At 69.1% G+C, this 22509-nt stretch carries 29 protein-coding genes, 2 tRNA genes and 1 riboswitch; of the genes, 18 read left to right on the forward strand and 13 right to left on the reverse strand.

What is annotated here, in order from left to right:
* Positions 1-4 precede the first annotated feature (4 nt).
* Both ABD999_RS38430 and ABD999_RS38435 read right to left on the reverse strand, forming a co-directional pair.
* A complete protein-coding gene (locus ABD999_RS38430; protein ID WP_271275554.1) occupies positions 5-1102 on the reverse strand; it encodes a sensor histidine kinase in 1098 nt (365 codons plus the stop codon).
* Positions 1099-1752 carry a response regulator transcription factor gene (locus ABD999_RS38435; protein WP_271275553.1) on the reverse strand — a complete coding sequence of 218 codons (654 nt, stop codon included), beginning with the start codon at positions 1750-1752 and terminating at the stop codon, positions 1099-1101. Before ABD999_RS38435 ends, ABD999_RS38430 begins: the two co-directional genes overlap by 4 nt.
* A 115-nt stretch (positions 1753-1867) precedes the next feature.
* Here ABD999_RS38435 and ABD999_RS38440 point away from each other — a divergent pair, with 115 nt between their 5' ends.
* From ABD999_RS38440 to ABD999_RS38465, 6 genes are all read left to right on the forward strand, one after another.
* The gene (locus ABD999_RS38440) at positions 1868-2191 is read left to right on the forward strand and encodes a hypothetical protein (protein WP_271275552.1); all 324 of its coding nucleotides are present in this window, start codon (positions 1868-1870) and stop codon (positions 2189-2191) included.
* Positions 2192-2345: 154 nt separating this feature from the next.
* Entirely contained in the window at positions 2346-3260 is a 915-nt protein-coding gene (locus tag ABD999_RS38445; protein WP_271278621.1) for an ABC transporter ATP-binding protein, read from the forward strand.
* 20 nt (positions 3261-3280) lie between these two features.
* Positions 3281-4054: an ABC transporter permease gene (locus ABD999_RS38450; RefSeq protein ID WP_271278622.1), complete on the forward strand. Its 774-nt coding sequence runs from the start codon at positions 3281-3283 to the stop codon at positions 4052-4054.
* Positions 4055-4090: 36 nt separating this feature from the next.
* The gene (locus ABD999_RS38455; RefSeq protein WP_271278623.1) at positions 4091-4537 is read left to right on the forward strand and encodes a hypothetical protein; all 447 of its coding nucleotides are present in this window, start codon (positions 4091-4093) and stop codon (positions 4535-4537) included.
* Positions 4534-5346 carry a sensor histidine kinase gene (locus ABD999_RS38460; protein WP_271278624.1) on the forward strand — a complete coding sequence of 271 codons (813 nt, stop codon included), beginning with the start codon at positions 4534-4536 and terminating at the stop codon, positions 5344-5346. The genes ABD999_RS38455 and ABD999_RS38460 overlap by 4 nt, the downstream gene beginning before the upstream one ends.
* Positions 5343-5987, forward strand: coding sequence for a response regulator transcription factor (locus tag ABD999_RS38465; RefSeq protein WP_271278625.1), 645 nt, complete (start codon positions 5343-5345; stop codon positions 5985-5987). The genes ABD999_RS38460 and ABD999_RS38465 overlap by 4 nt, the downstream gene beginning before the upstream one ends.
* A gap of 17 nt (positions 5988-6004) precedes the next feature.
* On the opposite strand, the gene ABD999_RS38470 is transcribed toward ABD999_RS38465, so the two are convergent.
* From ABD999_RS38470 to ABD999_RS38480, 3 genes are all read right to left on the reverse strand, one after another.
* Complete coding sequence (locus ABD999_RS38470; protein ID WP_271278626.1) at positions 6005-6967, reverse strand: coiled-coil domain-containing protein; 963 nt, start codon at positions 6965-6967, stop codon at positions 6005-6007.
* A 5-nt stretch (positions 6968-6972) separates the two neighbouring features.
* Positions 6973-7112: riboswitch (cyclic di-AMP (ydaO/yuaA leader) on the reverse strand.
* 70 nt (positions 7113-7182) lie between these two features.
* The gene (gene galT, locus ABD999_RS38475; protein ID WP_271278627.1) at positions 7183-8265 is read right to left on the reverse strand and encodes a galactose-1-phosphate uridylyltransferase; all 1083 of its coding nucleotides are present in this window, start codon (positions 8263-8265) and stop codon (positions 7183-7185) included.
* Positions 8262-9041 (reverse strand): DeoR/GlpR family DNA-binding transcription regulator, encoded by a 780-nt coding sequence (locus ABD999_RS38480; protein WP_148029954.1) that lies wholly within the window; start codon positions 9039-9041, stop codon positions 8262-8264. Before ABD999_RS38480 ends, galT begins: the two co-directional genes overlap by 4 nt.
* Before the next feature lie 141 nt (positions 9042-9182).
* On the opposite strand from ABD999_RS38480, the gene ABD999_RS44040 reads away from it, so the two are divergent.
* Complete coding sequence (locus tag ABD999_RS44040) at positions 9183-9260, forward strand: 50S ribosomal protein bL37 (RefSeq protein WP_371252575.1); 78 nt, start codon at positions 9183-9185, stop codon at positions 9258-9260.
* A gap of 39 nt (positions 9261-9299) precedes the next feature.
* Here ABD999_RS44040 and ABD999_RS38485 read toward each other — a convergent pair whose 3' ends face one another.
* The 6 genes from ABD999_RS38485 to ABD999_RS38510 form a co-directional block, all read right to left on the reverse strand.
* Complete coding sequence (locus tag ABD999_RS38485; protein WP_271278628.1) at positions 9300-10610, reverse strand: TrpB-like pyridoxal phosphate-dependent enzyme; 1311 nt, start codon at positions 10608-10610, stop codon at positions 9300-9302.
* A gap of 41 nt (positions 10611-10651) precedes the next feature.
* Positions 10652-11542 (reverse strand): LLM class flavin-dependent oxidoreductase, encoded by an 891-nt coding sequence (locus ABD999_RS38490; protein WP_271278629.1) that lies wholly within the window; start codon positions 11540-11542, stop codon positions 10652-10654.
* 9 nt (positions 11543-11551) lie between these two features.
* Entirely contained in the window at positions 11552-12184 is a 633-nt protein-coding gene (locus tag ABD999_RS38495) for a nucleoside/nucleotide kinase family protein (protein ID WP_271278630.1), read from the reverse strand.
* Positions 12185-12260: 76 nt separating this feature from the next.
* A complete protein-coding gene (locus ABD999_RS38500; protein ID WP_219547087.1) occupies positions 12261-12416 on the reverse strand; it encodes a hypothetical protein in 156 nt (51 codons plus the stop codon).
* 264 nt (positions 12417-12680) lie between these two features.
* On the reverse strand, positions 12681-12998 hold the full coding sequence (locus tag ABD999_RS38505) for a DUF7660 family protein (RefSeq protein ID WP_271278631.1): 318 nt from the start codon (positions 12996-12998) through the stop codon (positions 12681-12683).
* Positions 12999-13391: 393 nt separating this feature from the next.
* Positions 13392-13826 (reverse strand): NUDIX hydrolase, encoded by a 435-nt coding sequence (locus ABD999_RS38510; protein WP_271278632.1) that lies wholly within the window; start codon positions 13824-13826, stop codon positions 13392-13394.
* A gap of 73 nt (positions 13827-13899) precedes the next feature.
* Between ABD999_RS38510 and ABD999_RS38515 the strand changes: the two genes are divergently transcribed.
* The 8 genes from ABD999_RS38515 to ABD999_RS38550 all read left to right on the forward strand — a co-directional run bounded on the left by ABD999_RS38515 (position 13900) and on the right by ABD999_RS38550 (position 20198).
* A complete protein-coding gene (locus ABD999_RS38515) occupies positions 13900-14688 on the forward strand; it encodes a GntR family transcriptional regulator (protein ID WP_271278633.1) in 789 nt (262 codons plus the stop codon).
* A 103-nt stretch (positions 14689-14791) separates the two neighbouring features.
* Entirely contained in the window at positions 14792-15208 is a 417-nt protein-coding gene (locus tag ABD999_RS38520; RefSeq protein ID WP_271278634.1) for a plasmid replication, integration and excision activator, read from the forward strand.
* The gene (locus ABD999_RS38525) at positions 15208-15495 is read left to right on the forward strand and encodes a hypothetical protein (protein ID WP_271278635.1); all 288 of its coding nucleotides are present in this window, start codon (positions 15208-15210) and stop codon (positions 15493-15495) included. Before ABD999_RS38520 ends, ABD999_RS38525 begins: the two co-directional genes overlap by 1 nt.
* Before the next feature lie 93 nt (positions 15496-15588).
* The gene (locus ABD999_RS38530) at positions 15589-17055 is read left to right on the forward strand and encodes an FtsK/SpoIIIE domain-containing protein (protein ID WP_271278636.1); all 1467 of its coding nucleotides are present in this window, start codon (positions 15589-15591) and stop codon (positions 17053-17055) included.
* 2 nt (positions 17056-17057) lie between these two features.
* Positions 17058-17261: a hypothetical protein gene (locus tag ABD999_RS38535; protein ID WP_271278637.1), complete on the forward strand. Its 204-nt coding sequence runs from the start codon at positions 17058-17060 to the stop codon at positions 17259-17261.
* On the forward strand, positions 17258-18859 hold the full coding sequence (locus ABD999_RS38540; RefSeq protein WP_271278638.1) for a replication initiator: 1602 nt from the start codon (positions 17258-17260) through the stop codon (positions 18857-18859). Before ABD999_RS38535 ends, ABD999_RS38540 begins: the two co-directional genes overlap by 4 nt.
* Entirely contained in the window at positions 18856-19071 is a 216-nt protein-coding gene (locus ABD999_RS38545) for an excisionase family DNA-binding protein (protein WP_271278639.1), read from the forward strand. Before ABD999_RS38540 ends, ABD999_RS38545 begins: the two co-directional genes overlap by 4 nt.
* Positions 19068-20198 carry a tyrosine-type recombinase/integrase gene (locus ABD999_RS38550; RefSeq protein WP_271278640.1) on the forward strand — a complete coding sequence of 377 codons (1131 nt, stop codon included), beginning with the start codon at positions 19068-19070 and terminating at the stop codon, positions 20196-20198. The genes ABD999_RS38545 and ABD999_RS38550 overlap by 4 nt, the downstream gene beginning before the upstream one ends.
* An 80-nt stretch (positions 20199-20278) precedes the next feature.
* Here ABD999_RS38550 and ABD999_RS38555 read toward each other — a convergent pair.
* Positions 20279-20352: transfer RNA gene (locus ABD999_RS38555), tRNA-Gly, on the reverse strand.
* A gap of 90 nt (positions 20353-20442) precedes the next feature.
* Between ABD999_RS38555 and ABD999_RS38560 the strand changes: the two genes are divergently transcribed.
* Both ABD999_RS38560 and ABD999_RS38565 read left to right on the forward strand, forming a co-directional pair.
* Positions 20443-20519, forward strand: a tRNA-Pro gene (locus ABD999_RS38560).
* Positions 20520-20701: 182 nt separating this feature from the next.
* Entirely contained in the window at positions 20702-20854 is a 153-nt protein-coding gene (locus ABD999_RS38565) for a hypothetical protein (protein WP_187281012.1), read from the forward strand.
* A gap of 10 nt (positions 20855-20864) precedes the next feature.
* On the opposite strand, the gene ABD999_RS38570 is transcribed toward ABD999_RS38565, so the two are convergent.
* Positions 20865-21341 (reverse strand): ATP-binding protein, encoded by a 477-nt coding sequence (locus tag ABD999_RS38570; protein ID WP_148029960.1) that lies wholly within the window; start codon positions 21339-21341, stop codon positions 20865-20867.
* Between the two features lie 233 nt (positions 21342-21574).
* Here ABD999_RS38570 and ABD999_RS38575 point away from each other — a divergent pair, with 233 nt between their 5' ends.
* Entirely contained in the window at positions 21575-22441 is an 867-nt protein-coding gene (locus tag ABD999_RS38575; RefSeq protein ID WP_148029961.1) for a helix-turn-helix domain-containing protein, read from the forward strand.
* The last annotated feature ends 68 nt before the right edge of the window (positions 22442-22509 follow it).

A 22509-nucleotide genomic window follows, 5' to 3' on the forward strand; every position in this document is an offset into this window, starting at 1 on the left:
GCCCTCATGCTCGGCCGGGTGTCACCAAGGTGACGGTGACGTCGAGCCCGCCGTCCGGCAGCGGCCGGACCTCCAGCGTGCCGTGGTGGGCCTCGACGACGGCGGCCACGATCGACAGCCCGAGCCCCGACCCGTCGCCGCCGGCCTTCCTGCCGGTCTCCAGGCGCTGGAAGGGCCGCGTGAGCAGGTGTGCCCGTTCGGGCGGGATCAGCGGGCCGCTGTTGGAGATCCGGAGGGTGGAGCGGCCGGAACGCCCGGCCGTCTCCACCGCGATCCACCCATCGGGCACGTTGTAGCGTACGGCGTTGTCCAGCAGGTTCGTGACCAGGCGCTCGATCAGGGCGGGGTCACCGGAGGCGGGCGCCGGGCGGAGGGAGGAGTCGACGCGGACCTCCGCGTCCTCGTATCGCCCGAGTGCCTGTCCGGTGATCGCGGCCAGGTCGAGGGGGCGGCGGTGGTCCAGCCCTTGCTGGCTGCGGGCCAGCACGAGCAGGGCCTCGATGAGCCGTTCCTGATGCTTCCCCGCGGTGACGACGCGTTCCAGCACGGCCCGCAGAGCCCGGGCGTCGGCCTCGGGGTCGGCGAGCGCGACCTCGGCCATGGCCCGTTGCAGCGTCAGCGGCGTGCGCAGCTCGTGGGAGGCGTTGGCGACGAAGCGCCGCTGTGCGGTGAAGGCCGCCTCCAGCCGGTCCAGCAGCGCGTCGAAGGTGTCGGCCAGCCTTTTCAGCTCGTCGTCGGGCCCGGAGGCGGCCAGCCGCCGGTCGAGCCGGTCGGCCGTGATGCGCCGGACGGTGTCCGTCATCTCGCCCAGCGGCCGCAGCACCCGCCCGGCCATGAGCCAGCCGAGCACCATCGCCGCGCAGGTCATGAAGGCCAGCGCGATCAGGGAGTTGACCAGCAGCCGGAGCGGGTCCGCCGCCCGCTCCACCGCGGGCGTCCGGACGGACACGTCGAACCCACCGGGCGGCACCGGAGCGGCGGGCGGTGCAGGGAAGGGCGAGTACTGGACCAGCAGGTAGATGAGCGCGACCAGCACGACCCCGGCCAGCGCGAACAGGCCACCGTAGAGCAAGGTCAGGCGAAGCCGTACGGTCCGCCTCATATGCGATATCCCGCCTGCGGGACCGTCTCGATCAGCGGCGGATCGCCGAGCTTGCGGCGCAGCCGGCTGATCGTGACCTTCACGGTGTGGGTGAACGGGTCGGCGAACTCGTCCCAGCCGCGCTCCAGCAACTCCTCGGCGGAGACCACCGCGCCCCCGGCGGTCAGCAGCAGTTCCAGGACGGCGAACTCCTTGGGACTCAGCGACAGCCGGCGCCCGTCGCGGACGGCGATCCGGGTGGACGGGTCGAGCCGCAGGTCGCCGTGGACGAGCACCGGCGGGAGAGCGCGGTGCGACCGCCTGGCCAGCGCTCGGATCCGGGCGACCAGCTCGGCGAAGGCGAACGGCTTGGGCAGGTAGTCGTCGGCGCCCGCGCCGAGCCCCGTCACCCTGTCGTCGATCGTCCCGGCGGCGGTGAGCATCAGCACCCGCGCCGGATAGCCGGCGCCGGCCAGCGACCCGCACACCTCGTCACCGTGCAGGCCAGGCAGGTCCCGGTCGAGCACGATCACGTCGTAACGGGTCACCGAGGTGCGGTCGAGCGCGCTCCGGCCGTCCAGGACCACATCGACGGCCATGCCCTCGCGGCGCAGCCCCGCCGCGACCGTCAGGGCCAGCTCCTCATGGTCTTCGACCACCAACACCCTCATGATCCCCAGAATGCCCCCATCGCCGGTTACAGCGGGGTAACCGTCACCGTTTCGGCCCTGTAACCGGCCCCCGGCTTTCCTGGAGGCACACACGGCCGACCGAAACGGAGACATCATGTTCGGCTCGAAGATCAGCAGGTTCGTCCTGGCCGCCGTCGTCCTCGCCGCCGGCGTGGGCTGGATGGCCGGCTCGGAAGAGGAGCCCGTCAGGGACGGCGAGCAGTTCACCGCCTGCATGCGCGCTCACGGGCTGCCCGGCTTCCCCGAGGTCGCGCTCTCCTCGGCCGGGCTGGTCAACCTCGACATCAAGGGTGAGCGCGTCGACGTCCTGTCGGGGAAGTACGGGGCGGCGGTCGAAGCGTGCGAGCCACTGCTGCCCGTGGGTTCCCGGTTGCCGGGCGCGCCGACAGCGCCGACAGCGCCGCCGTTCCCGTCCTGACCCGCAGGGCACTGGCCTACGTCCGGGCGGCGATCCACCGATCGGTGGATCGCCGCCTCCGCCGTCCGGCGGCCAGGTCCCGTCTCCTGGTCGGTGTCGGCGGAAGTGCCGGTCGTAGCAGGCTGAATGCGCCAACCACCGAAGGGACGCGCGCATGCCACCAGTGATCGAGGTACGCGACCTCCACAAACGCTATGACGACAAGATCGCGGTCGACGACGTCTCGCTCACCGTCCAGGAGGGTGAGATCTTCGGGATCCTCGGCCCGAACGGCGCCGGCAAGACGACGACCGTGGAGTGCGTCGAGGGCCTCCGCACCCCGGATCGCGGTGAGATCAAGGTGCTCGGGCTGGACCCTCTCCGTGACCGCGCCGAGCTGACCCGGCGGCTCGGCGTCCAGTTGCAGGCCGGCCACCTCCCCGAGCGGCTCCAGGTCGCCGAGGCCCTGGAGCTCTACAGCTCCTTCTATCCCGAGCCCGCCGACTGGCGCGGACTGCTGGACGGCCTCGGCCTGGCGGACAAGGCGAAGACCAGGTACGCCAAGCTGTCCGGCGGCCAGAAACAACGGCTCTCGATCGCGCTGGCGCTCGTCGGCAGCCCCAGGGTGGCGATCCTCGACGAGCTCACCACCGGCCTCGACCCGCAGGCCCGGCGCGACACCTGGGACCTGATCGAGGGCGTGCGCTCTCGCGGGGTGACGATCGTGCTGGTCACCCACTTCATGGAGGAGGCCGAGCGGCTGTGCGACCGGCTCGCGCTGATCGACGCCGGCCGCGTCGTCATGGTGGACACCCCGGCCGGTCTGACCGAGCGGGCGTGCGCCGGGCAGCGGATCCAGTTCCGCCCGTCCAGGCCGATGGACGACCGCCTGCTGACGAGCCTGCCCGACGTCTCCGGCGTCACCCGCAGGGGAGAGCTGGTCATCGTCAACGGCAACGACAACGCGCTCAACGCCGTCACCACCGTGCTGGCCCGCAACCGGATCGTGGCCCATCAACTGCGCGTCGAGCAGGCGAGCCTGGAGGACGCGTTCGTCCGGCTGACCGGCAAGCGTCCCGGCCCCCGGTGACACATCAGAGAGAGGCCCCCATGCCCATGTCAGCATCGAAGACCGCCGAGCGGGGTTCCGCGACCTGGCGGCTCATCAAGGCCGAGAGCACGCTGTGCGTCCGGGACAAGGTCGGCCCCCTGTGGGGCATCGGCTTCCCGCTGATCCTGCTGGTCATCCTCGGCAGCGTCTCCGATCTGCGGACGCCTGTGGAGGGCGGCGGCGGCCTGACGTACTTCGACCTCTACGTCCCTGTTCTGGTTCTGTTCAACCTGGCCATCCTGGCCACGGCCTCCCTGCCGACCACGCTCGCGGGATACCGGGAGAACGGCGTGCTGCGGCGCATGCGCACCACGCCGGTCGGCCCGGCCCGCGTGCTCGCCGCCCAGCTCGTGGCCAACTTCGCCATCGCGGTCGTCGCGATGGTCCTGTTCCTCGCGGTGGCCGGGTTCGGCTTCGGCGTCGGCCTGCCGGAGCACCTTCCCGGTTTCGCCCTCGCCTGGCTGCTCGCGGCGGCCGCGCTGCTCGCGATCGGCCTGCTGATCACCGCGCTCGCGCCCGGGCGCGGCCCGGCCACGGCGATCGGCACGGTGCTGTTCTTCCCGATGATGTTCTTCGCCGGACTGTGGGTGCCGATCTCGCAGATGCCGCCGCCGCTGCGGGACATCGCCCACTACACCCCGCTCGGCGCGGGCATGGGGGCGTTCCAGGACGCGTACCAGGGTCACTTCCCGTCCGCCGTGCCGCTGCTGACCCTGGCGGCCTACGCGGTGGTGTGCGCGTCCGTCGCGATCCGCTGGTTCCGCTGGGAATAGCCGCCCGGAATAGAATCCCGCAAGGGAGAGGGAGCCTTGAAGACTTCGCCACAGCCGCCGTTCCTTCTGGTCAACGTGGTGCCCTACGCGCTGCTGGCGCTCCTCGTCGCGATCCTGCTGGTCGTGGAGGACTGGACGGGCTCCTTGCTCGTCGACCTCGGCCTGTGCGCCCTGGCCGCCGCGTGGATGCTCGGCATGTTCACCCTGCGTCCCGGCTGGTGGGGCCGGCCACGGACCATGGGGGTGTTCGTCGCGGGGCTGCTCGTGATCACCGCGGTCCTGGTGATCCGTCATCCCCTCTTCGGGCTCTTCACCCCCGCCGCCTACATCTACTCCTTCACGGTCCTGCGCTGGCCGTGGCGACTGCTGGGGGTGGCCGCCACCGCGGTCCTGGCCGGTACGGCGCAGGCGTCCAACATCCCCACGACCGACGTCCTCGGCCTGACGCTGGCCGTGATCGTCATCCCTTCAACATCGCCATGATGTGCGCCTGCGCCTGGGGCCTGTGGCTCGCCGAGAAGGAGGAGGAGCGGCGCGAGCAGACCCTCGGAGAGCTGAGCCGGACGAACCGGCTGCTGGAGGCGTCGCTCGCCGAGAACGCCGGCCTGCACGCCCAGCTGCTCGCCCAGGCCAGGGAGGCGGGCGTGCTCGACGAGCGCCGGCGGATGGCCCGCGAGATCCATGACACCCTGGCGCAGGGGCTCACCGGCATCATCGCGCAGCTCCAGGCGGCCGAGCAGATGCACGAGGTCCCGGCGCCGTGGCGCCGGCCCTTCGACGCCGTCAAGAACCTGGCGAGGGAGAGCCTGGCCGAGGCGCGGCGCTCGGTCGACGCGCTCCGGCCCGAGCCGCTGCGGACCGCGCGCCTGAGCGACGCCCTCGCCGACGTCGCCGGCCGGTGGTCGAGGCTGCACGGGCTCGCCGTTCACGTCACGACGACCGGCACGGCGCTGCCGATGACACCGGAGGCCGAGTTCGCGCTGCTGCGCACGGCCCAGGAGGCACTGGCCAACGTGGCCAAGCACGCGCACGCGACCAGGGTCGGCGTGACCCTGTCCTACCTGGACCACGAGGTCGCGCTGGACGTACGTGACGACGGCAGGGGCTTCGACCCCGCGGGTCTCGACACGGACGACGGGTCACCGCCGCCCCGCTGCGGCGGATTCGGCCTGACCATCATGCGTCAGCGCGTCGAAGGACTGTCCGGCACGCTGCGGATCGAGTCCGAGCCCGGAGCCGGCACCGGGATCTCGGCCTGCGTCCCCACCCTGCCGGCCGGGAGCCACGCATGACCGATCACACGGCCACGATCCGGTTGTTGATCGCGGACGACCATCCCGTCGTCAGGGACGGGCTGAGCAGCATGTTCGCCTCCGCGCCGGGATTCGAGGTGCTGGGCGAAGCGGCGGACGGCGCCACGGCCGTACGGCTCGCCCAGGCGCTCCGGCCCGACGTGATCCTGATGGACCTGCGCATGCCGGGCATGGACGGGTTGACCGCGATCAACGAGCTGACCAGGCTGGGCGTCACCGCGCGCGTGCTGGTCCTGACGACCTACGACACCGACACCCATGTCCTCCCGGCGATCGAGGCGGGGGCGACCGGCTACCTGCTCAAGGACTCTCCCCGGGAGGAGTTGCTGCGAGGCGCGCGGGCCGCCGCCAAGGGAGAGAGCGTGCTGTCCCCCTCGGTGGCGGCACGGCTGATGAACCGGGTCAGGACCCCCGCGCCGCAACTCCTCAGCCGTCGTGAGCTCGAGGTCCTCGAACTCGTGGCGGCCGGGAACACCAACCGTGAGGCGGCCGCCCGGTTGTTCATCACCGAGGCCACGGTCAAGAGTCACCTCCTGAACATCTACGCCAAGCTGGGCGTGGGGGACCGCGCCGCCGCCGTCACCGAGGCGTTCAACCGAGGGCTGCTCGTCCCGCGATGACGCTGGAGATCCCCTTCTCAGTGCATCGAGATGTGCACGTGGTCGAAGTGGTTCTCGGTGATGCTGCCCCGGTCGGACATGCCGCTCCAGCCCGAGCCGTGGTTGATCCGCTGCTTCCAGATCACGTACTTCACGCCGAGCTTGCCGCGGTTCTGCACGGCCCATTCGGCGATGCGGTCGCCGAGGGCCGTGTTGGTCCCCGACGGCATCGAGCCGCCGCTGCTCATCATGAAGTCGCAGGCCCGGCCCAGCGGATGCTCGCCGCTCGACCCGGAGCGGAAGCAGCCCACGCTGAACGGCAGGGCGAAGTTCTTCGCGATCTCGGTCTTCATCAGCCGGGTGCGGGGCGTGATGTTGTCGGCGCCCGACGGGAGCTGCGGCGCCCAGGTGCCGTCGGAACGGCGGCCGGTGGCGATCGGCACCAGATCTTCCAGCTTCTTCTCGATGTCCTTGATGACGCCCTCGGCCTCCTCGCGCTGGCCGGCCACCTCGGCGGCGTCGGACTCGATCTCCTTGGTCAGCGCCGTGGCCTCGTCGGCCGCCTTCTTCGTCTCGTCGCGGGCCTCGGCCACCTTGTCGACCAGCGCCTGCTGCTCGGCCGTGAGCTGCGCCAGCAGGGCGGCGTTGCGGCCGTCGGGCAACTGGATCAGGCTCGGCAGCTGCATGCCACCGCTCTGGTACTGCAGCAGGGCCAGCTCGGCGACCCGGTCCTCGGCGGAGCTCAGGGTCTGCTCGGCGGTGGCCAGCCGTTTGCCGGCCTCCTCCGCCGCCTTGCGGGCCTCGGCCAGCTCGACGCGCTTGAGGTTGTAGCGCTCGATCAGCTTGTCGACCTTGGCGTTGAGCTGCTTCAGCTCCTTGCGGAGCTGCTGCTCGCCGGGCTTGGGGTCCGCCGCCGCGGACGTGGTCAGGGCCGGGGCGAAAAGCACCGCCGCGGCGGTGACGAAACCGATGGCAAGATGCGCGGGGGACGCTGCCGCCACGTGATGGGTCCTCTCCCTCTGCCGGCCGGGTTAGCTGACGGGTTCGGGTACGGGAGCGCTCCCTACCACCGAAGTGGATTCACCCCAAGTGCAATTGGGTCCCCGGCTCCTGGGCAACTCGCCCAGGATTAGGCATGTTCACACGGCGCTTTACGGTCGTGCTGGAAGGGATAGTAGTGGTAGATCACAAGTAATGCGAGTCAAACGGAAATCTCTTAGTGATCTACCTGTGATCGAAGCGTGCGTGCGGCCTCTTCCGGGAGCACGTCGTTGACGAACGCGCCCATGGCCGACTCGGATCCTGCCAGATACTTCAGCTTGCCCGGGGCCCGCCTGATGGAGAACAGCTCCAGGTGCAGGTAGCCCAGCTCGCGGTCCTGCCGGACCGGCGCCTGGTGCCAGGCCGAGATGTACGGCATCGGCACCCCGAACAGCCCGTCCAGCGCGCGCAGCACCGAGGTGTAGAGCGGGGCGAACGCGGACCGCTCGGCCTCCGACAGCGCCGCCAGGTCGGGCACCTGCCGGTGCGGGTAGAGGTGCACCTCGAACGGCCAGCGCGCGGCCGCCGGCACGAACGCCGTCCACAGCTCGTTGGCCGCCACCACCCGGAGCCCGGCCTCCCGCTCGGCGGCCAGCACGTCCGCGTACAGGTTGCGGCCCTGTCGCCGCTCCGCGTACCGCCGGGCCGCCCCGAGCTGCAGCTTGGTGCGCGGTGTCACGTACGGGTACGCATAGATCTGCCCATGGGGGTGGAAGAGCGTGATGCCGATCTCCTCGCCCCGGTTCTCGAAGCAGAAGACCTGCTCGACGCCCTCCAGCGCGGACAGCTCGGCCGTACGGTCGGCCCAGGCCTCCATGACCAGCTCCACCCGGTCGTCGGAGAGCTGGGAGAAGGACGAGTCGTGCGTCGAGGTGAAGCACACCACCTCGCACCGCCCCATGCCCGGCCGGACCTCGCTCAGCCCCCCGACATCCTGATAAGTCCCGAGATTGCCGGAGAAGGAGGGGAAGCGGTTCTCGAACACGACCACGTCGTAGTCGTACGCCGGGATCTCCGACGCCCGCGCGTCGGACGACGGGCACAACGGGCACTCGTCGGGCGGCGGCAGGAACGTCCGGGTCTGCCGGTGGCCCGCCATCGCGATCCACTCCTCGGTCAGCGGGTCGTAGCGCAGCTCCGACGCCACCGGCCGCGGGTCCAGCGGCCGCCGGTCGATCGCGCTGCGGTCCGCGCCGTCGCTCCGGTCGAAGTAGATGAGCTCCCGGCCGTCGGCCAGCTCGGTGATGGTGCGCTTCACGCCGCCCCCTCTGCGATGATCAACTCTCCGGCCCTGTCGGCCAGCTCCCTGCGTGCCTCCTCGGGCAGCCCCGCGTCGCTGATGACCACGTCGGCCTCCGTCAGCTCGGCGATGGTGCTGATGCCGACCGTGTTCCACTTGGTGTGGTCGGCCGGCACCACGAGCCGGTGCGCGGCGCTGACCAGCTCACGGTCGGTCTCGGACTCCAGCAGGTTGGGAGTGGTGAACCCGGCGCGCAGGCTCATCCCGTGCACCCCGAGGAAGAGCGTGTCGACGTGCAGGCGGCGGATCGCGGCCACCGCGACCGGGCCGACGAGCGCGTCGGAGGGGGTGCGCACGCCGCCGGTGAGCACGACCGTGCGGTCGGCGCGGGCGTTGCGGTGGAAGACGTCGGCCACCGGGATCGAGTTGGTGATCACGGTGAGCTCGGGCACGCCGATCAGATGGTGGGCCAGCGCCCAGGTGGTGGTGCCGGCGGACAGGGCGACCGCGGTGCCTGGGCGCACGAGCTGGGCGGCGCGGCGCGCGATGGCCTCCTTCTCCTGCTGCTGCCTGGCCGACTTGGCGGTGAAGCCGGGCTCCTCGGTGGAGCCGGGGCCGACCGCGGTGGCGCCGCCGTGGACCTTCTCCAGCAGCCCCCGGTCGGCGAGCACCTCCAGGTCCCGTCGGATGGTCATGTCGGAGACGCCGAGCTCGCGCACGAGGTCGGCCACCCGGACACCGCCCTTGCTGCGCACGCGTTCGAGGATCGCCTGCTGGCGCTGCTGTGCGAGCACGCCCCCGCTCCTTCCAACAGATTCCACCAAATTATGACACGAATATGTTGGGGAATGTTAGGTAACCCCAGGCCTTGCCGGGAAGCCGGTGAAGAGGGACGTTGGGTCGGACCCGTACCCCGACCTCCGGGAGGTGACCGTATGGCCAGGCGCGCACGCAAAGGCAAGGCACGCAAGAAGAAGAAGGCCAACCACGGCAAGCGCCCCACCGCGCGCTGACGGACACCGCCGCCCGCCCGGCGGGCGGCGGGTCCTCGTTCACGCCGGCAGCCCGCTCAGCGCCTCGTCGATGCGCTCCTGCGGCAGCGCGAAGTCCTCCATCTCGCCCGACAGGTAGCGCTCGTACGCCGCCAGGTCGAAGTGGCCGTGCCCGCACAGCGCGGTCAGGATCACCTTCTCCTCCCCGCTCTCCTTGCAGCGCAGCGCCTCGGCGATGGTCTCGGCCAGCGCGTGCGTCGGCTCCGGTGCGGGCAGGATGCCCTCCGTCCTGGCGAAGCGCACCCCCGCCTCGAAACACTCCCTCTGCGAGCGGGTGACCGCCTCGAACATCCCCAGCTCGTACATGTGCGACAGCAGCGGCGACATGCCGTGGTAGCGCAGCCCGCCCGCGTGGATGGGGTCGGGCACGAAGTCGTGGCCCAGCGTGTGCATCTTCATCAGCGGGGTCAGGCCCGCCGTGTCGCCGAAGTCGTAGGCGTAGCGGCCGCGCGTGAACGACGGGCACGCCTCCGGCTCGACGGCGCGGATGACCGGGTCGATCTTCCCGGCCAGCTTCTCGCGCAGGAACGGGAAGACCAGGCCGCCGAAGTTCGACCCGCCGCCGGTGCAGCCGACGATGACGTCCGGCATCTCCTCCAACTGCCCCAGCGCCTCCTCGCCGATCACCGTCTGGTGCATGAGCACGTGGTTGAGCACCGACCCGAGCGCGTAGCGGGTGTCGTCGGCCGACGCGGCGACCTCGACCGCCTCGCTGATCGCGATGCCCAGGCTGCCGGGCGAGCCGGGGTACTCGGCCAGCACCTTGCTGCCGGCCTGCGTCACGGGCGACGGGCTCGCGTGCACGCTCGCCCCGTACACGCGCATCAGCGCCGAACGGTACGGCTTCTGGTCGTACGAGGCGCGCACCATCCAGATCTCGCAGTCGAGGCCGAACTGGGCGCAGGCGAAGGCCAGCGAGCTGCCCCACTGCCCGGCGCCCGTCTCGGTGGTGAGCCTGCGCACGCCCTCCTGGGCGTTGTAGTACGCCTGCGGGACGGCCGTGTTCGGCTTGTGCGAGCCGGCCGGGGAGACGCCCTCGTACTTGTAGTAGATGCGCGCCGGCGTGCCCAGCGACTTCTCCAGGTTGCGGGCCCGCATCAGCGGGGTCGGCCGCCACAGCCGGTAGACGTCGAGCACTTCCTGGGGAATGGGCACGAACCGCTCCTGGCCGACCTCCTGACGGATGAGCTCCATCGGGAACAGCGGCGCCAGGTCATCGGGACCGATCGGCTGCCTGGTCGCCGGGTGCAGCGGCGGGGGAGGCGGGGCGGGCAGATCGGGAACGATGTTGTACCAGTTGCTGGGGATCATCGTCCCAGTCTGCTCCCGCCGCCGGTCACGATCCAGTCCCGTCAGGCGCGTCGCTCCGCGTCGACCTGGCGGCGCACCTCCGGCACGACCTCCTCGGCGAACCTGGTCAGCTGCTCCCGCTGGTCGCCCTCCGGCCACAGGATGAACGTGTCCATCCCGTAGGCCACCGCCAGGTCGGTCAGCTCGTCCACCCACTGCCCGGCCGGGCCCTTGAGGAAGCCCTCGCTCGGGCCTCCGGTGATGGTGCCGTTGACGTTGTAGAGCCTGCGCACGTCCCGCGGTCGGCGATCCGCCTTCTCCGCGGCCTCGTCGATGCGCGCCTGCAACTCGGGCAGCCGCTCCGGCGGCGCCCACGACGAGGACGGCAGCCACCCGTCGGCGGCCCTGCCGGTGAGCGCGAGCGCCCGCGGCCCGCCGACGCCGAGCCAGATCTCCATCGGGTGCGCGGGCTCAGGCCCCGCCTGGGCGCCGCTGAGCCGGTAGTGCTCGCCGTCGAACCGCCGGTTGCGCTCGCCGCTCCAGATCGCCCTGACGACCGCGACGGCCTCCTCCAGCGCGCCGATCGCCTGCCCGGGCGTGCGCCGCGCTCCTCCGTACGCCTCGATCGCGTCCCAGAACGCCCCGGCGCCCAGCCCCAGCTCCACCCGGCCGCCGCTGAGCAAATCGAGGGTGGCCGCCGCCTTGGCGAGCACGGCCGGCTGCCGCATCGGCAGGCTGGCCACGTCAGGGAACACCCGCACCCGCTCGGTGGCCGTGGCGATCACGCTCAGCAGCGTCCAGGTCTCCACGTAGCGCCGCTGGTACGGGTGATCCTGCACACCGATCAGGTCCAGCCCCAGTTCGTCGGCCAGCCGCGCGTACTCGACCAGCGGATCATCGGCATAGGGCACCAGGAAGTAGCCGAACTCCAGCGGACGTCCATAATCAGCCATAACCGTCACCTACCCGTTCACGGCCCGGATCGCCAGCCGATCGGGATGGTCGGCGCGTACCACCACATCCGCGGCCTCCTGCGGCCGCACCTCGCGCTCGTACCGCTCGTACGCCGGCAACCGCCACCGCTCCTCCGCGGGCGTGCGGCGCTCCAGCGCGCCCCGGGACAGCCACACGTGCACGGCCAGCTCGACCGGCAGCCCCCGGCCCAGCAGCAGCGTGCCGTCGAGCAGCAGCACCCCGCCGGGCGGCAGCGTCCGGTACGGCACGCGGTAGGCGCGGTCGGCCCCGCTGTCCCACAGCGCGGGCAGCACCCTCCCCGACCGCCCCGGCCCCAGCGGCTCCAGCACCTCGCGCAGCAGCGCCCCGGTGTCGAGCCACTCGTCGTAGAACACGTCCGGGTCCGTGCGCCCGAACTCCAGCCGCAGCGACGCGGGCCGCAGGAAGTCGTCCGCGGACACCCGCAGCACCTCCCGCCCGCGCACCCGCAACGGCCCCGCGAGCCGATCGGCCAGCTCACCCGGCCCGGCCGCCGGCGCCCCGTCGACCACCACCCGCACCCACGCCTCGCGCGGCCACCCCGCGGCCCTGTCGGCGAGCTCCTCGGCCAGCGCCCCGGCCGAGATCGGTCGTACACCCATCACCCGAGCCTACGAGCCGCCCGCTCCAGGACGGCGGGCCTCACCGAGATCGCACTGGCTTCACCCCGGCCACTGACTACCTGGAGTCTTCGCGATCGTCCGAGAGTCGAGTGTCCCCGCCGGGGGCGCTTCCGCAGAACAGCTTCCAGAGATGGATGCTCATCACGACGAACAGGGCGACTCCGCCGAGCATGATGACGAGGGCGCAGAGCGCGTACGGATGGAAGATCACGGGGCCTCCTGCCGTCGTGCTGATCATAGGCGACCCGGGGTTCCATCAGACAACAGCAAGGCCCAGGCGGCGGGATCGTCTCCCTGGCCTGGGCCTTCGCATGTGGAGCGGACGACGGGAATCGAACCCGCGTAGCTAGTTTGGAAGACGTCTTGCCGTGATCGCCTGAAGTGCTGCGGCACAGGTCACGGCGAGTTCCGTGCTGTCCGGGACTTCCCATGGTCCCCGTGAATGACCGCCCGTACTGGCACGCTTGTGGCACGCCTATTCGTAGATCGTCGCTGCACCCAAGGCGTGAGCCACAAACGACCATGTGGCGTCGACTGGTTCGGGCTGACCCATGTTCCTGTAGAAGCCGGGAGAGGAATCCATCCAGGCCGCGAGGGCTTCCAGGTAGCGGTCCAGCGTGGGGTTCTCCCAGTCTGCGCCATTGATCAACTCCTGGTGGAGAGATTTCACGTAGCGCACGAGGTCTTCTCGGGACTGCACCGTGTCCGCGTCTTGAGGAGATGCCATGCTGAGATCATCCCCGACATCTGCACGTCCGCCCCGACCGATCTTCCCGTCTGCCTCGTCCCACATGCAATGCAGCGGATCAAGGCCAGGGGTCAAGGTGGAGCGCCCTGCTGGACGAACGACCTTGACCCCTGGCCTTGATGTGCTGGGCTCTGCCTGGGACGTGACGGGCGGGAAGATCGGGCATCACCTCAGCCAACCGACTTCCTCAGATTGGACGCGGTCGCCGATCATCCCGGAGCGGAGTCCCCCGCCGGAGGCATGTTCTGACCTGTTGGTGTCTACGTGCTGGTGTCGGGTGATGCCTGTCATGTGTGATCAGTCTGGCCGACTGTGTCCTGTCTGCCCGCGTGGCTCCCGCCCGTGACCGGCCCCCAGGCCGCAGCGCGGGCGGGAGAGGGCCGCGCGGGTGCGACGGCGCAGCCGTCGCCTTGATGCTCACAATGGCAATTCGGCAAGCTACGCGCTGAGCAGGCGTTCACCGTCGTGCTGTCGTACCGCCGGCGGGTGGTCGGGATTCATGGCGTCCAGGACTCGGACGGCGAATGCTTCGGACGCGAGAGCCCGGACTTCGTCGGCGTTGACCCATCGAAAGGCGCGGGTCTCGTCGGTTTCGGTGAGCTGGCCGCCCACGCTCCTGCAGCGGAAGACCAGGGCCACGATTCCGCGCTGCATGTTCTTGTAGACACCAGTTAGGGCGATGGGTTCGACCTGGAGGCCGGTCTCTTCCTGCACCTCTCTCAGGAGGCCCGTGGTGATGTCTTCGGACAGCTCCAGCACTCCGCCCGGCGCTTCCCAATGGCCGTTGTCCCGCCGCTGAGTGAGCAACGCGCGCCCTTGGTCGTCGATGATCACACCTGCCACGCTGACAGAGTGCGTGTCCTGGTGCTGCATCGGCTTACCTCCGCGTTTGCAAGTTGGTAGCCTCGACAGTAGTACACGTATGTACGAGCAGAGGAGTTGGCCGGTGGCCGAATCGCTGACTTTGCCGGACCTGGACCCGATCAGCGACCGGGCCGTCTTCCGTCAGATCGCCGATCACCTGCGAGAGGCGATCGAGCGCGGTCAACTCGCTGAAGGTGACAAGGTGCCCTCAGAAGCCCGGCTCATGCAACACTACGGCGTCGCGCGTATGACCATCCGCAACGCGCTCCAAGTGCTTCAGAGCGAGGGTCTGACGGTAGCCGAGCATGGGCGCGGCGTCTTCGTCCGCTCACATCCTCCCGTGCGCCGACTGGCCTCTGACCGGTTCGCCCGTCGTCACCGAGAGCAAGGCAAGGCGGCGTTCATTGCTGAGACGGAGGGCGCAGGCGGCAAACCGTCGGTGGATTCCATAGAGATCACGGAAGTGAAGCCTTCGCCGGATGTAGCCGAACGCTTGAAGCTCGGTGCCAAGGATCGAGTAGTCCGACGATCTCGCCGCTACTTGATCAACGGGCAACCGGTAGAGACGGCGATCTCGTACATTCCTGCGGAGATCGCCAAGGGCACCCAGATCATGCACCCGGACAGTGGGCCAGGCGGGATCTATGCGCGGATCGAGGAGAAGGGCTACCGGCTCGATCGCTTCGTAGAGGACATCAAGTCGCGGATGCCGCTGCGGGATGAGGTTCGAGCGCTCAAGCTCGCTCCAGGTGTTCCAGTGTTTCACCTGGTCCGTACGGCTTATGCGACGGATGGCACGCCGGTAGAGGTGTGCGACACGGTGATGTCGAGCGACGCCTACGTACTGTCGTACGAACTCCCTGCCCGATAGGGGTTTACAAACTCGTCTAGAGGAGTACAAAGGAAGTAGGCGATTACTCCTCTAGTCGAGTAGACGCCTACTGGAGATCTTCCACACGAAGGGAGGCAGGGCAATGGCTCTTCCTGGAGGGATGCGGTTCAAGGTCCGTTTCGAGGACGTGTTCCCGGCCGGCTGTGTGCTCGTGCCGGGTTCGATCGCCCAGGGTGAGGACTACGACGAGAAGTCGGGCAAGCGGTCCCCGTCCAAGGACAAGGTCACGGGTGGTCGGGTCTGGACGTGCCGGGTCATGGACATGGACCCTGAGCTGGGCGCGCGTTCGCGTGAGGTGGCCGTAAAGATCCTGGCCGACGTGCAGCCGGTCCCGCCCACGGGCCAGATGTTCGAGCCGGTCGAGTTCACCGAGATGACGGTGACCCCGTACCTGAACGAGAAGACCAAGCGGCTGGCCTACTCCTACCGGGCGTCCGCGATCGTCAAACCGAACGGCGTCAAGTCCGCTCTGGCTCCGGTGCACAAGGACGGTGCGTGATGGCGCGCAACAAGTCCTGGCAGCGGACAGCGCTGCACATCGACGGCAAGGGGCAGGCTGCCTGCTCCACCTACCAGGGGCGGACTCCGGTCCTGTCGCTGGGCTCGGGCAACTCGCTGGTCACGGTGTCCCTGCACGCGAACACGGTTTCGGCCGAGTCGGTGGACTTCGCTCGTGAGCTGGCCAAGGCGGCGCAGCTCTTCGCTGTCGAGATCGAGCGGCAGTGGCGGGGCCTGGCTCCGATCACCAACACGCAGAACCCCAAGGCTTCCGAGCAGGTGGCCTGAGATGCAAGGCGGGGCCACCACGAAGCGGCAACTTCCGGTGGCCCCTGTTCTCCCACTCATCCCGCTCAAAGGAATCAAGGAGGTGTCCATCGTATGCTTCGCCGAACCCATGGTGAGGTCGCGGGGGACCTGGTCACGACCAATCCGGGCGCTCCGGTCATGTTCCGGCCCACGGTCGTACAGACCCCCGCGATCATCACGCTGTGCGTCCTGGCCTGGCGGTTTGTCTCCGGGCTGGTCCGGCTGCTCTACCGGCACCCGATCGCCGTTCACGCCTACCTCGCCCCGGTCGCCGCGACGCTCCGCTACGGCTGGGTTTTCACGGCCTGGTGCTTCGGCTGCGTCGTCCTGGCGCTGGTCGTCTGGGCCTTCGCGCACCGTCCGTCGTTCTGCCTGGTCGTCGGGTGGCGGCTGCTGGCCTACTGGCGGCTGATCGCCAACTACCGGCGTCACTGGTCGTTCGCCATGTCCGGCGCGGGCCTATCCCGCATGGACAAGGCACTGGAGTACCGTCCTCGCCTGGTCAAGGTCGTGTGCGGTCCGGTGGCCGACGTGGTCACAGTCAAGATGCTCAAGGGCCAATCGCCGGAGCTGTGGCGAGACCGGTCCGACAACCTGGCGCACGCCTTCGGCTCGGCTTCGTGCCGGGTCTCGATCGTCCGGGCCGGAGTGCTGCGGCTGACCTTCCCTCGCCGTGACCTGCTCGCCTCCCCGATCCCGGCACTCCCGATCCCCGCCACTGTCGATCTAGCGGCGGTCCCGATCGGGCTGTGTGAGGACGGCAAGCCCTGGACGCTCAAGGTTCACGGCACTCACGTCCTGGTCGCCGGCGCGACCGGTGCAGGCAAGGGCTCGATCATCTGGTCCACCGTGCGGGGCCTGCTGCCCGCCATCCGGGCCGGCCTGGTCGAGGTCATCGCCCTGGACCCCAAGCTGATGGAGCTGTCTTACGGGCGCGACATCTTCCGCCGCTACGCCTCCTCTCCGGAGGACTGCGCCGACGCGCTGGAAGAGGCGGTCACGCTCATGCAGGACCGGGCGGGCCTGTTCGCCGGCCATGTCCGCTCGCACACGGTCTCGCTGGAGTACCCGTTCGTCCTGGTCATCGTGGATGAGGTCGCCTTCCTGACCGCCTACCAGTCAGACAAGGACCTCAAGCGGCGCATCTCCGCCGCACTGGCCACCCTCACCACGCAAGGGCGTGCGGTCGGCATCGGTGTCCTGGCCGCGCTCCAGGATCCGCGCAAGGAGGTCATGAACATCCGCAACCTGTTCCCCGACAAGCTGGCCATGCGGCTGGATGAGTCCGAGCAGGTGGACATGGTCCTGGGCGATGGCGCACGGGAGCGCGGGGCACTGGCCGACTGCATCTCTCCCGTCCCCGCGGTCGGTGCCGGCGTCGCCTACGTCCGGCTGGAGGCATCCCCGAACCCGACCAGGGCGCGGGCCGCGTACGTCTCTGATGACGACATCCGCGACATGGTCGCCTGGCTCACCGCCCCCGATGACGACACCCTCACCCTGCCCCAGACGCAGACTTCGACCGGAGAGGCGGCCTGACCATGACCGGACCCGAACTCCTCACCGGACACCGCTGCCCGACCTGCCGGACCAAGGGCAAGTGCACGCTCGACCAGGCGACGCAACAGGTCACCTGCGGGGAGTGCTCGCAGTCCTCCCTGGTCCTGGTCGTCGCCGAGCCCGAGCCGGCCGAGCCTTCGCGTCGTACCCGCACGGCGCGGACCTCCCGGAGCAAGGCCAAGTGAACGGCAACGATCGCTCGACTCCCCGCGCGGTGCGACTGGCTCAGCCGCTCGCGCGGGAGGTCGTTGACCAACTCGCCATCTCCTTCGGCGTGTGCATCCGACCGATCCCGATGTACCGGCTCGACTCCCTGACCGGGCACAAGCAGCGCTTCGACATCCCGTGCGGGGCCACCCTGGAGAGCAAGTGCCCGCCGTGCGCCAAGCGCAACGTGCAGCTCCGCAAGGCCCAGTGCCGGGAAGGCTGGCACCTCGACCAAGAGCCGGACATCACCCCTGATCCGCCGACCGACGAACAGCGCTACCTGATCGAGCTGCGGGCCGACCTGCAAGCCATGCGCGACCAGGCCGACCAGGACGGCGAAGACCTCACCCCCTGGGATGAGGCCATCGCGGAAGTCGAGGCCGACATGCGCGCCTCGGGGCTGCGGGGCAACGTGCTCGGACGCTCCTCCACGGGCCGTAAGCGCTCGACCAGGCGGCGGCAGGACGCCCCCGACCTGCCCAAGCGCAAGAAGGTCTCCGGCACCCTCGGGCGCTTCTACGAGTCGCCAGACGGCAAGCGCTTCCGCCCCTCGATGTTCATCACGCTGACCCTGCCGTCCTACGGCCGCATCCTGGACGGCGCGCCGGTCGATCCGGACGCCTACGACTACCAGCGCGCCGCACGCGATGCGATCCACTTCCCCAAGCTGGTTGATCGCTTCGTCCAGAACCTACGACGCGTAGCCGGCTGGGACGTGCAGTACTTCGCCACCGTCGAACCACAGAAGCGGCTGGCCCCACACCTGCATCTCGCCATGCGAGGAACGCTCTCCCGTGCCGAGATCAAGCAGGTAGCCGCCGCCACCTACCACCAAGTGTGGTGGCCTTCGACGGACCACGTCGTCTTCGACGGCGACACCCTTCCCGTCTGGGAAGCCGAATGCGGCTACCTTGATCCTCGCACGGGTGAGGTTCTCCCGACCTGGGACGAAGCGCTTGACGCCATCGGCGACGACGACCAGCCCATGCACGTGCTCAACTTCGGCGACCAGGTGGACGCCAAGGGCGTGCTCGGCGGCACCGACCGAGCCGATCATCTGATCCGCCACTACCTGACCAAGTACCTGACCAAGTCGATCGCCGAGACCTGCGAGCCGGACAACCAACGCCAGAAGGACCATGCCGACCGGATGGCGGCGGCGCTGCGCTACGAACCGTGCTCGCCCACCTGCCCGAACTGGCTGCGGTACGGCGTCCAGCCGAAGAACGCCCGACCGGGTCAAGCTCCGGGCCGGTGCCGGGGCAAAGCACATAAGCCCGAACACCTCGGCTACGCGGGCCGGCGCGTCCTGGTCTCCCGCAAGTGGTCCAACAAGACCCTCACCGATCACCGCGCCGACCGCCGCGCCTGGGCACTGGAAGCGCTCGGTCTTTCGGCAACGGAGAACACCGACCGCGACCGCTACACCTGGCGACCCGTCCCCCCGGGCGACCCGGATCTTCCGCCCCTCGGCGCACGGCTCCTCGCTGCCATCGCTGAGCGTCAACGCTGGCGTGAACGCATGGCCGAACGCCACGCGAGAGCAGACGGCGGGAGAGAGTCGGTGGCGGCATGAGCAATAAAGATCTCGGACGCATGCTGACGGTTGCAGAGGTCGCCGAACGGCTCAACACCTCTGAGAGGTTCCCGCGTCGGCTGATCGAGGAACGGCGGATCATGTTTGTTCGGATCGGTCGCCATGTCCGTATCCCGGAGCGCGCGCTTGACGCCTTCATCGCTGGCAACGTGGTCGAGCCGATCACGACGCGGCGAGGGAGGGCGGCATGATGGCTGGCACCCGACGACGTTTCGGCAATGTTCGGGAGCTTCCGTCCGGTCGGCACCAGGCACGTTACAAGGGACCGGATGGGCTCACCTACACCGCTCCCCAGACCTTCGAGACGAAGCGTGATGCTGACCGTTGGCTGGTGCTCCGAGAGGCTGAGATCCATCGTGGGGAGTGGATCAGCCCGGACGCCGGCAAGATCCCGTTCGGGCGGTTCGCCGAACAGTGGATCAGCGACCGAGTGATCAAGCCCACAACGGAGGATCTTTACCGGAGCTTGCTCAAGAACCATCTCGCGCCGGCTTTCGGCAACCGGAACCTCGCCGAGATCCGGGAGGCGGACGTACGCCGGTGGCGCAAGGAACGTCTCGGCGTGGTGGGGAAGTCCACGGTCGCCAAGGCGTACCAGCTCCTCAAATCCATCATGACCACAGCGGTGGATGATGAGCTGATCCGTCGCAACCCGTGCAGGATCAAGGGGGCCAGCAACCCGGACACCCCTGAACGGGCTGTCGTCCCGTTGGCCAAGGTGGCTGAGATCCTCCAAGCGACTCCCGAGCGATACCGGGCGCTGGTCCTCCTGGGCACGTTCGCAAGCCTGCGATGGGGCGAGCTGGCCGGTCTACGTCGTACGAACCTTGATCTGGAGGCCGGCGTAGTCCGAGTGGTGGGCTCGCTAGCAGAGATCAACGGCGGCAAGCTCGTGGAGACATCGCCCAAGTCGAGAGCTGGCAGGCGGATCGTAGCTCTACCTCTTGAGATCATTCCAGACCTGCACAGGCATGTGCGGATGTATGCCGAGCCGACTCCCGATGGACTCGTGTTCATCGGTCCCAAGGGCGGCATGATGCGCCGGTCCGGATTCAGCCGAACGTGGAACAAGATCCGGACGGAAGTGGGCCTTCCCGATCTCCATTTCCATGACCTGCGGCACGTCGGCAACACCCTGGCGGCGTCCACGGGGGCGAGTCTCCGTGAGCTGATGGTCCGGATGGGGCACTCGTCCACCAGGGCGGCGCTGATCTACCAGCATGCGTCTCAAGAGCGCGACCAGGTCATCGCTCAGGCGCTCGGGGAAGCCTGGCGGGTGGCACGCGGCGATGGTGTCGGCAAGGCGAATGGCACGTGAGTGGCACGGCCAGAGGAACAAGATCGGGTAACAGTAAGGCCCAGGCTCGGGATCGTTTCCCTGACCTGGGCCTTCGTAGCTGGAGCGGACGACGGGAATCGAACCCGCGTAGCTAGTTTGGAAGACTAGGGCTCTACCATTGAGCTACGTCCGCGCGAACCGGTCGAAGTCTGGTCTAGACTGCATCCGGTCGTCAGGGCGTAAGCGTACCGGAGTCCCGGAGCGCGTGCGTACCCCGGCGCCACGGGGCGTGGCGCAGCTTGGCAGCGCGCTTGCTTTGGGAGCAAGAAGTCGCAGGTTCAAATCCTGTCGCCCCGACCAGCCTGAAAGCCGCTTCCTGAGACCGGGGGCGACCGGCGGAGCCGGCCGTCACAGGTTCTCGGACGACCCTGTGCCGGGACGCCTGGCCCGGGTCGTAGGAGGTCGGGTGGTGTGCTCGTCCGCCGTGGCCTGAGAGGCCGGTCCGGAGTCGCGTGGTTCGCCCGGTGCGGCACAATGCCCCTGTGATACGCACTTCCTCCTTGGCCGCCGGCGCGGCCGCGGTGTTCGTGGTGACCGCCTTCGTCGTGGAAGGGCGAGGGCTGGTGGCGTTCCTCTGCGTGATGGCGCTGCTCTGCCTGGGCGCGTGGTTCTTCCTGGACCGCCGTGGCTCCTAGGGCCGGTCTGTCAGGGGCCGGCGTGGAAGAGTGCCCAGACGGCCTTGCCGCCGCGCCTCAGCGGGTCCCAGCCCCAGCACTGGCTGTACGTCTCCACGATGTAGAGCCCGCGGCCGTTCTCCGAGATGAAGTCGGGCTCCTTGCGCCGCGGCACGTCGTCGCTGGGGTCGGCGACCGCCAGCAGCACGTGCGGCGCCACCCTCATCAGCAGCAGGGTGATCTCGTTGCTGCCGTGCGCGTACATGCCGTACCTGACGGCGTTCGTGACAAGCTCGGAGACCACGAGGGCGGCGTCGTCGCCCAGCTCGGACAGGCCCCAGCGGGCGAGGGTGGAGCGGGTGACGTCTCTGGCCGTCTTGACCGAGTCGGCCTGGAACGGGAGGGGGCACGCGGTGGTGTACGGCTTGGCCGACGTGAGCAACTGGTCGAACCCCACCTCACGGGTGATCTGGAGGCAGTCGGCAGTGGCCAGAGGATCCTCCACCATCCCGCCGTTACCTCCCAGTTGCCATCGGCTTAGTGCATGTTTGGCCCAAAATGCACTAAGCCATCATGGGTCACGACCGGGCGTCGCTGCAAGACCCGAATGCACGTGCATTCGCAAGGTGCAGCAGCATGGTCGATGTACCGGAACATATCCGAATCGGACACCGAGCTGAGACCTTGTCATACCCGGCGATGTGGTGTCACTGTGTGGTGCGGACCTTGATAGGAGGCAAAGTGACGCAGAACCAGCCGGGTTCCGGCCCTACGGCGCTGCGCATCCTTCTGGGCTCCCAACTCCGCAAGCTCAGGGAGAGCAAGGGCGTCACCCGCGAGGAGGCGGGGCACCTCATCAGAGGCTCCGAATCCAAGATCAGCCGCATGGAGCTCGGCCGGGTCGGCTTCAAGGAGCGTGACGTCGCCGACCTGCTGACGCTGTACGGGGTGACCGACGACCAGGCGCGCGGCGCCGTGCTCGACCTGGTGGCCACGGCCAACGAGCCGGGCTGGTGGCACCGCTTCAACGACATCCTCCCCACCTGGTTCCAGGCGTACGTCGGCCTCGAAGAGGCGGCCGCCCGGATCAGGACGTACGAGGTCCAGTTCGTCCCCGGCCTCCTCCAGACCAAGGAGTACGCGCGCGCGGTCGTCACCGCCGGTTCCGCCGGGCTCAGCCCCGACGAGATCTCCCGGCGCGTCGACCTGCGATTGGAACGTCAGCGGCTGTTCGACAAGCCCGACGGCCCGGTGTTCTGGGCGGTCATCGACGAGGCCGCGCTGCGCCGGCCCATCGGCGGGGCCGAGGTCATGCGCGCCCAGATCGAGCATCTGATCGATCTGATGCGCCAGCCGAGCATCACGATTCAGGTCATGCCGTTCAGCTTCGGCGGTCACAGCGCGGAGGGCGGCGCGTTCGCCATCTTGCGCTTCCCGGACAACGACCTGCCCGACGTCATCTACGTCGAGCAGCTCGCCGGCGCCCTCTACCTGGACAAGCGTGAGGACGTCGATCGTTACACCGAGGTCATGGAACGGTTGTGCGCCGTCAGCACCACGCCTGACGAGACTGTGGAGCTGCTGCGCGCCATCGCGGATGAGTTCTGAGAGCTGCTGGGTCTGCCCTAGACTGACCATGGCGCTTGGATGCCGCCGTTGCGGAGCATGCCCAGCAC

Source organism: Nonomuraea ferruginea (assembly GCF_039540635.1).
GTDB classification, from domain to species: Bacteria; Actinomycetota; Actinomycetes; order Streptosporangiales; family Streptosporangiaceae; genus Nonomuraea; species Nonomuraea ferruginea.

Bases quoted from the DNA above. Each gene is read 5' to 3' on its own strand.
- ABD999_RS38445 (WP_271278621.1), top strand. From the start codon at position 2,346: ATGCCACCAGTGATCGAGGTACGCGACCTCCACAAACGCTATGACGAC.
- ABD999_RS38430 (WP_271275554.1), bottom strand. From the start codon at position 1,102: ATGAGGCGGACCGTACGGCTTCGCCTGACCTTGCTCTACGGTGGCCTG.
- ABD999_RS38505 (WP_271278631.1), bottom strand. From the start codon at position 12,998: ATGTGGGACGAGGCAGACGGGAAGATCGGTCGGGGCGGACGTGCAGAT.
- ABD999_RS38450 (WP_271278622.1), top strand. From the start codon at position 3,281: ATGCCCATGTCAGCATCGAAGACCGCCGAGCGGGGTTCCGCGACCTGG.
- ABD999_RS38530 (WP_271278636.1), top strand. From the start codon at position 15,589: ATGCTTCGCCGAACCCATGGTGAGGTCGCGGGGGACCTGGTCACGACC.
- ABD999_RS38520 (WP_271278634.1), top strand. From the start codon at position 14,792: ATGGCTCTTCCTGGAGGGATGCGGTTCAAGGTCCGTTTCGAGGACGTG.
- ABD999_RS38570 (WP_148029960.1), bottom strand. From the start codon at position 21,341: ATGGTGGAGGATCCTCTGGCCACTGCCGACTGCCTCCAGATCACCCGT.
- ABD999_RS38510 (WP_271278632.1), bottom strand. From the start codon at position 13,826: ATGCAGCACCAGGACACGCACTCTGTCAGCGTGGCAGGTGTGATCATC.
- ABD999_RS38550 (WP_271278640.1), top strand. From the start codon at position 19,068: ATGATGGCTGGCACCCGACGACGTTTCGGCAATGTTCGGGAGCTTCCG.
- ABD999_RS38525 (WP_271278635.1), top strand. From the start codon at position 15,208: ATGGCGCGCAACAAGTCCTGGCAGCGGACAGCGCTGCACATCGACGGC.
- ABD999_RS38495 (WP_271278630.1), bottom strand. From the start codon at position 12,184: ATGGGTGTACGACCGATCTCGGCCGGGGCGCTGGCCGAGGAGCTCGCC.
- ABD999_RS38440 (WP_271275552.1), top strand. From the start codon at position 1,868: ATGTTCGGCTCGAAGATCAGCAGGTTCGTCCTGGCCGCCGTCGTCCTC.
- ABD999_RS38460 (WP_271278624.1), top strand. From the start codon at position 4,534: ATGATGTGCGCCTGCGCCTGGGGCCTGTGGCTCGCCGAGAAGGAGGAG.
- ABD999_RS38435 (WP_271275553.1), bottom strand. From the start codon at position 1,752: ATGAGGGTGTTGGTGGTCGAAGACCATGAGGAGCTGGCCCTGACGGTC.
- ABD999_RS44040 (WP_371252575.1), top strand. From the start codon at position 9,183: ATGGCCAGGCGCGCACGCAAAGGCAAGGCACGCAAGAAGAAGAAGGCC.
- ABD999_RS38465 (WP_271278625.1), top strand. From the start codon at position 5,343: ATGACCGATCACACGGCCACGATCCGGTTGTTGATCGCGGACGACCAT.
- ABD999_RS38490 (WP_271278629.1), bottom strand. From the start codon at position 11,542: ATGGCTGATTATGGACGTCCGCTGGAGTTCGGCTACTTCCTGGTGCCC.
- ABD999_RS38545 (WP_271278639.1), top strand. From the start codon at position 18,856: ATGAGCAATAAAGATCTCGGACGCATGCTGACGGTTGCAGAGGTCGCC.
- ABD999_RS38535 (WP_271278637.1), top strand. From the start codon at position 17,058: ATGACCGGACCCGAACTCCTCACCGGACACCGCTGCCCGACCTGCCGG.
- ABD999_RS38485 (WP_271278628.1), bottom strand. From the start codon at position 10,610: ATGATCCCCAGCAACTGGTACAACATCGTTCCCGATCTGCCCGCCCCG.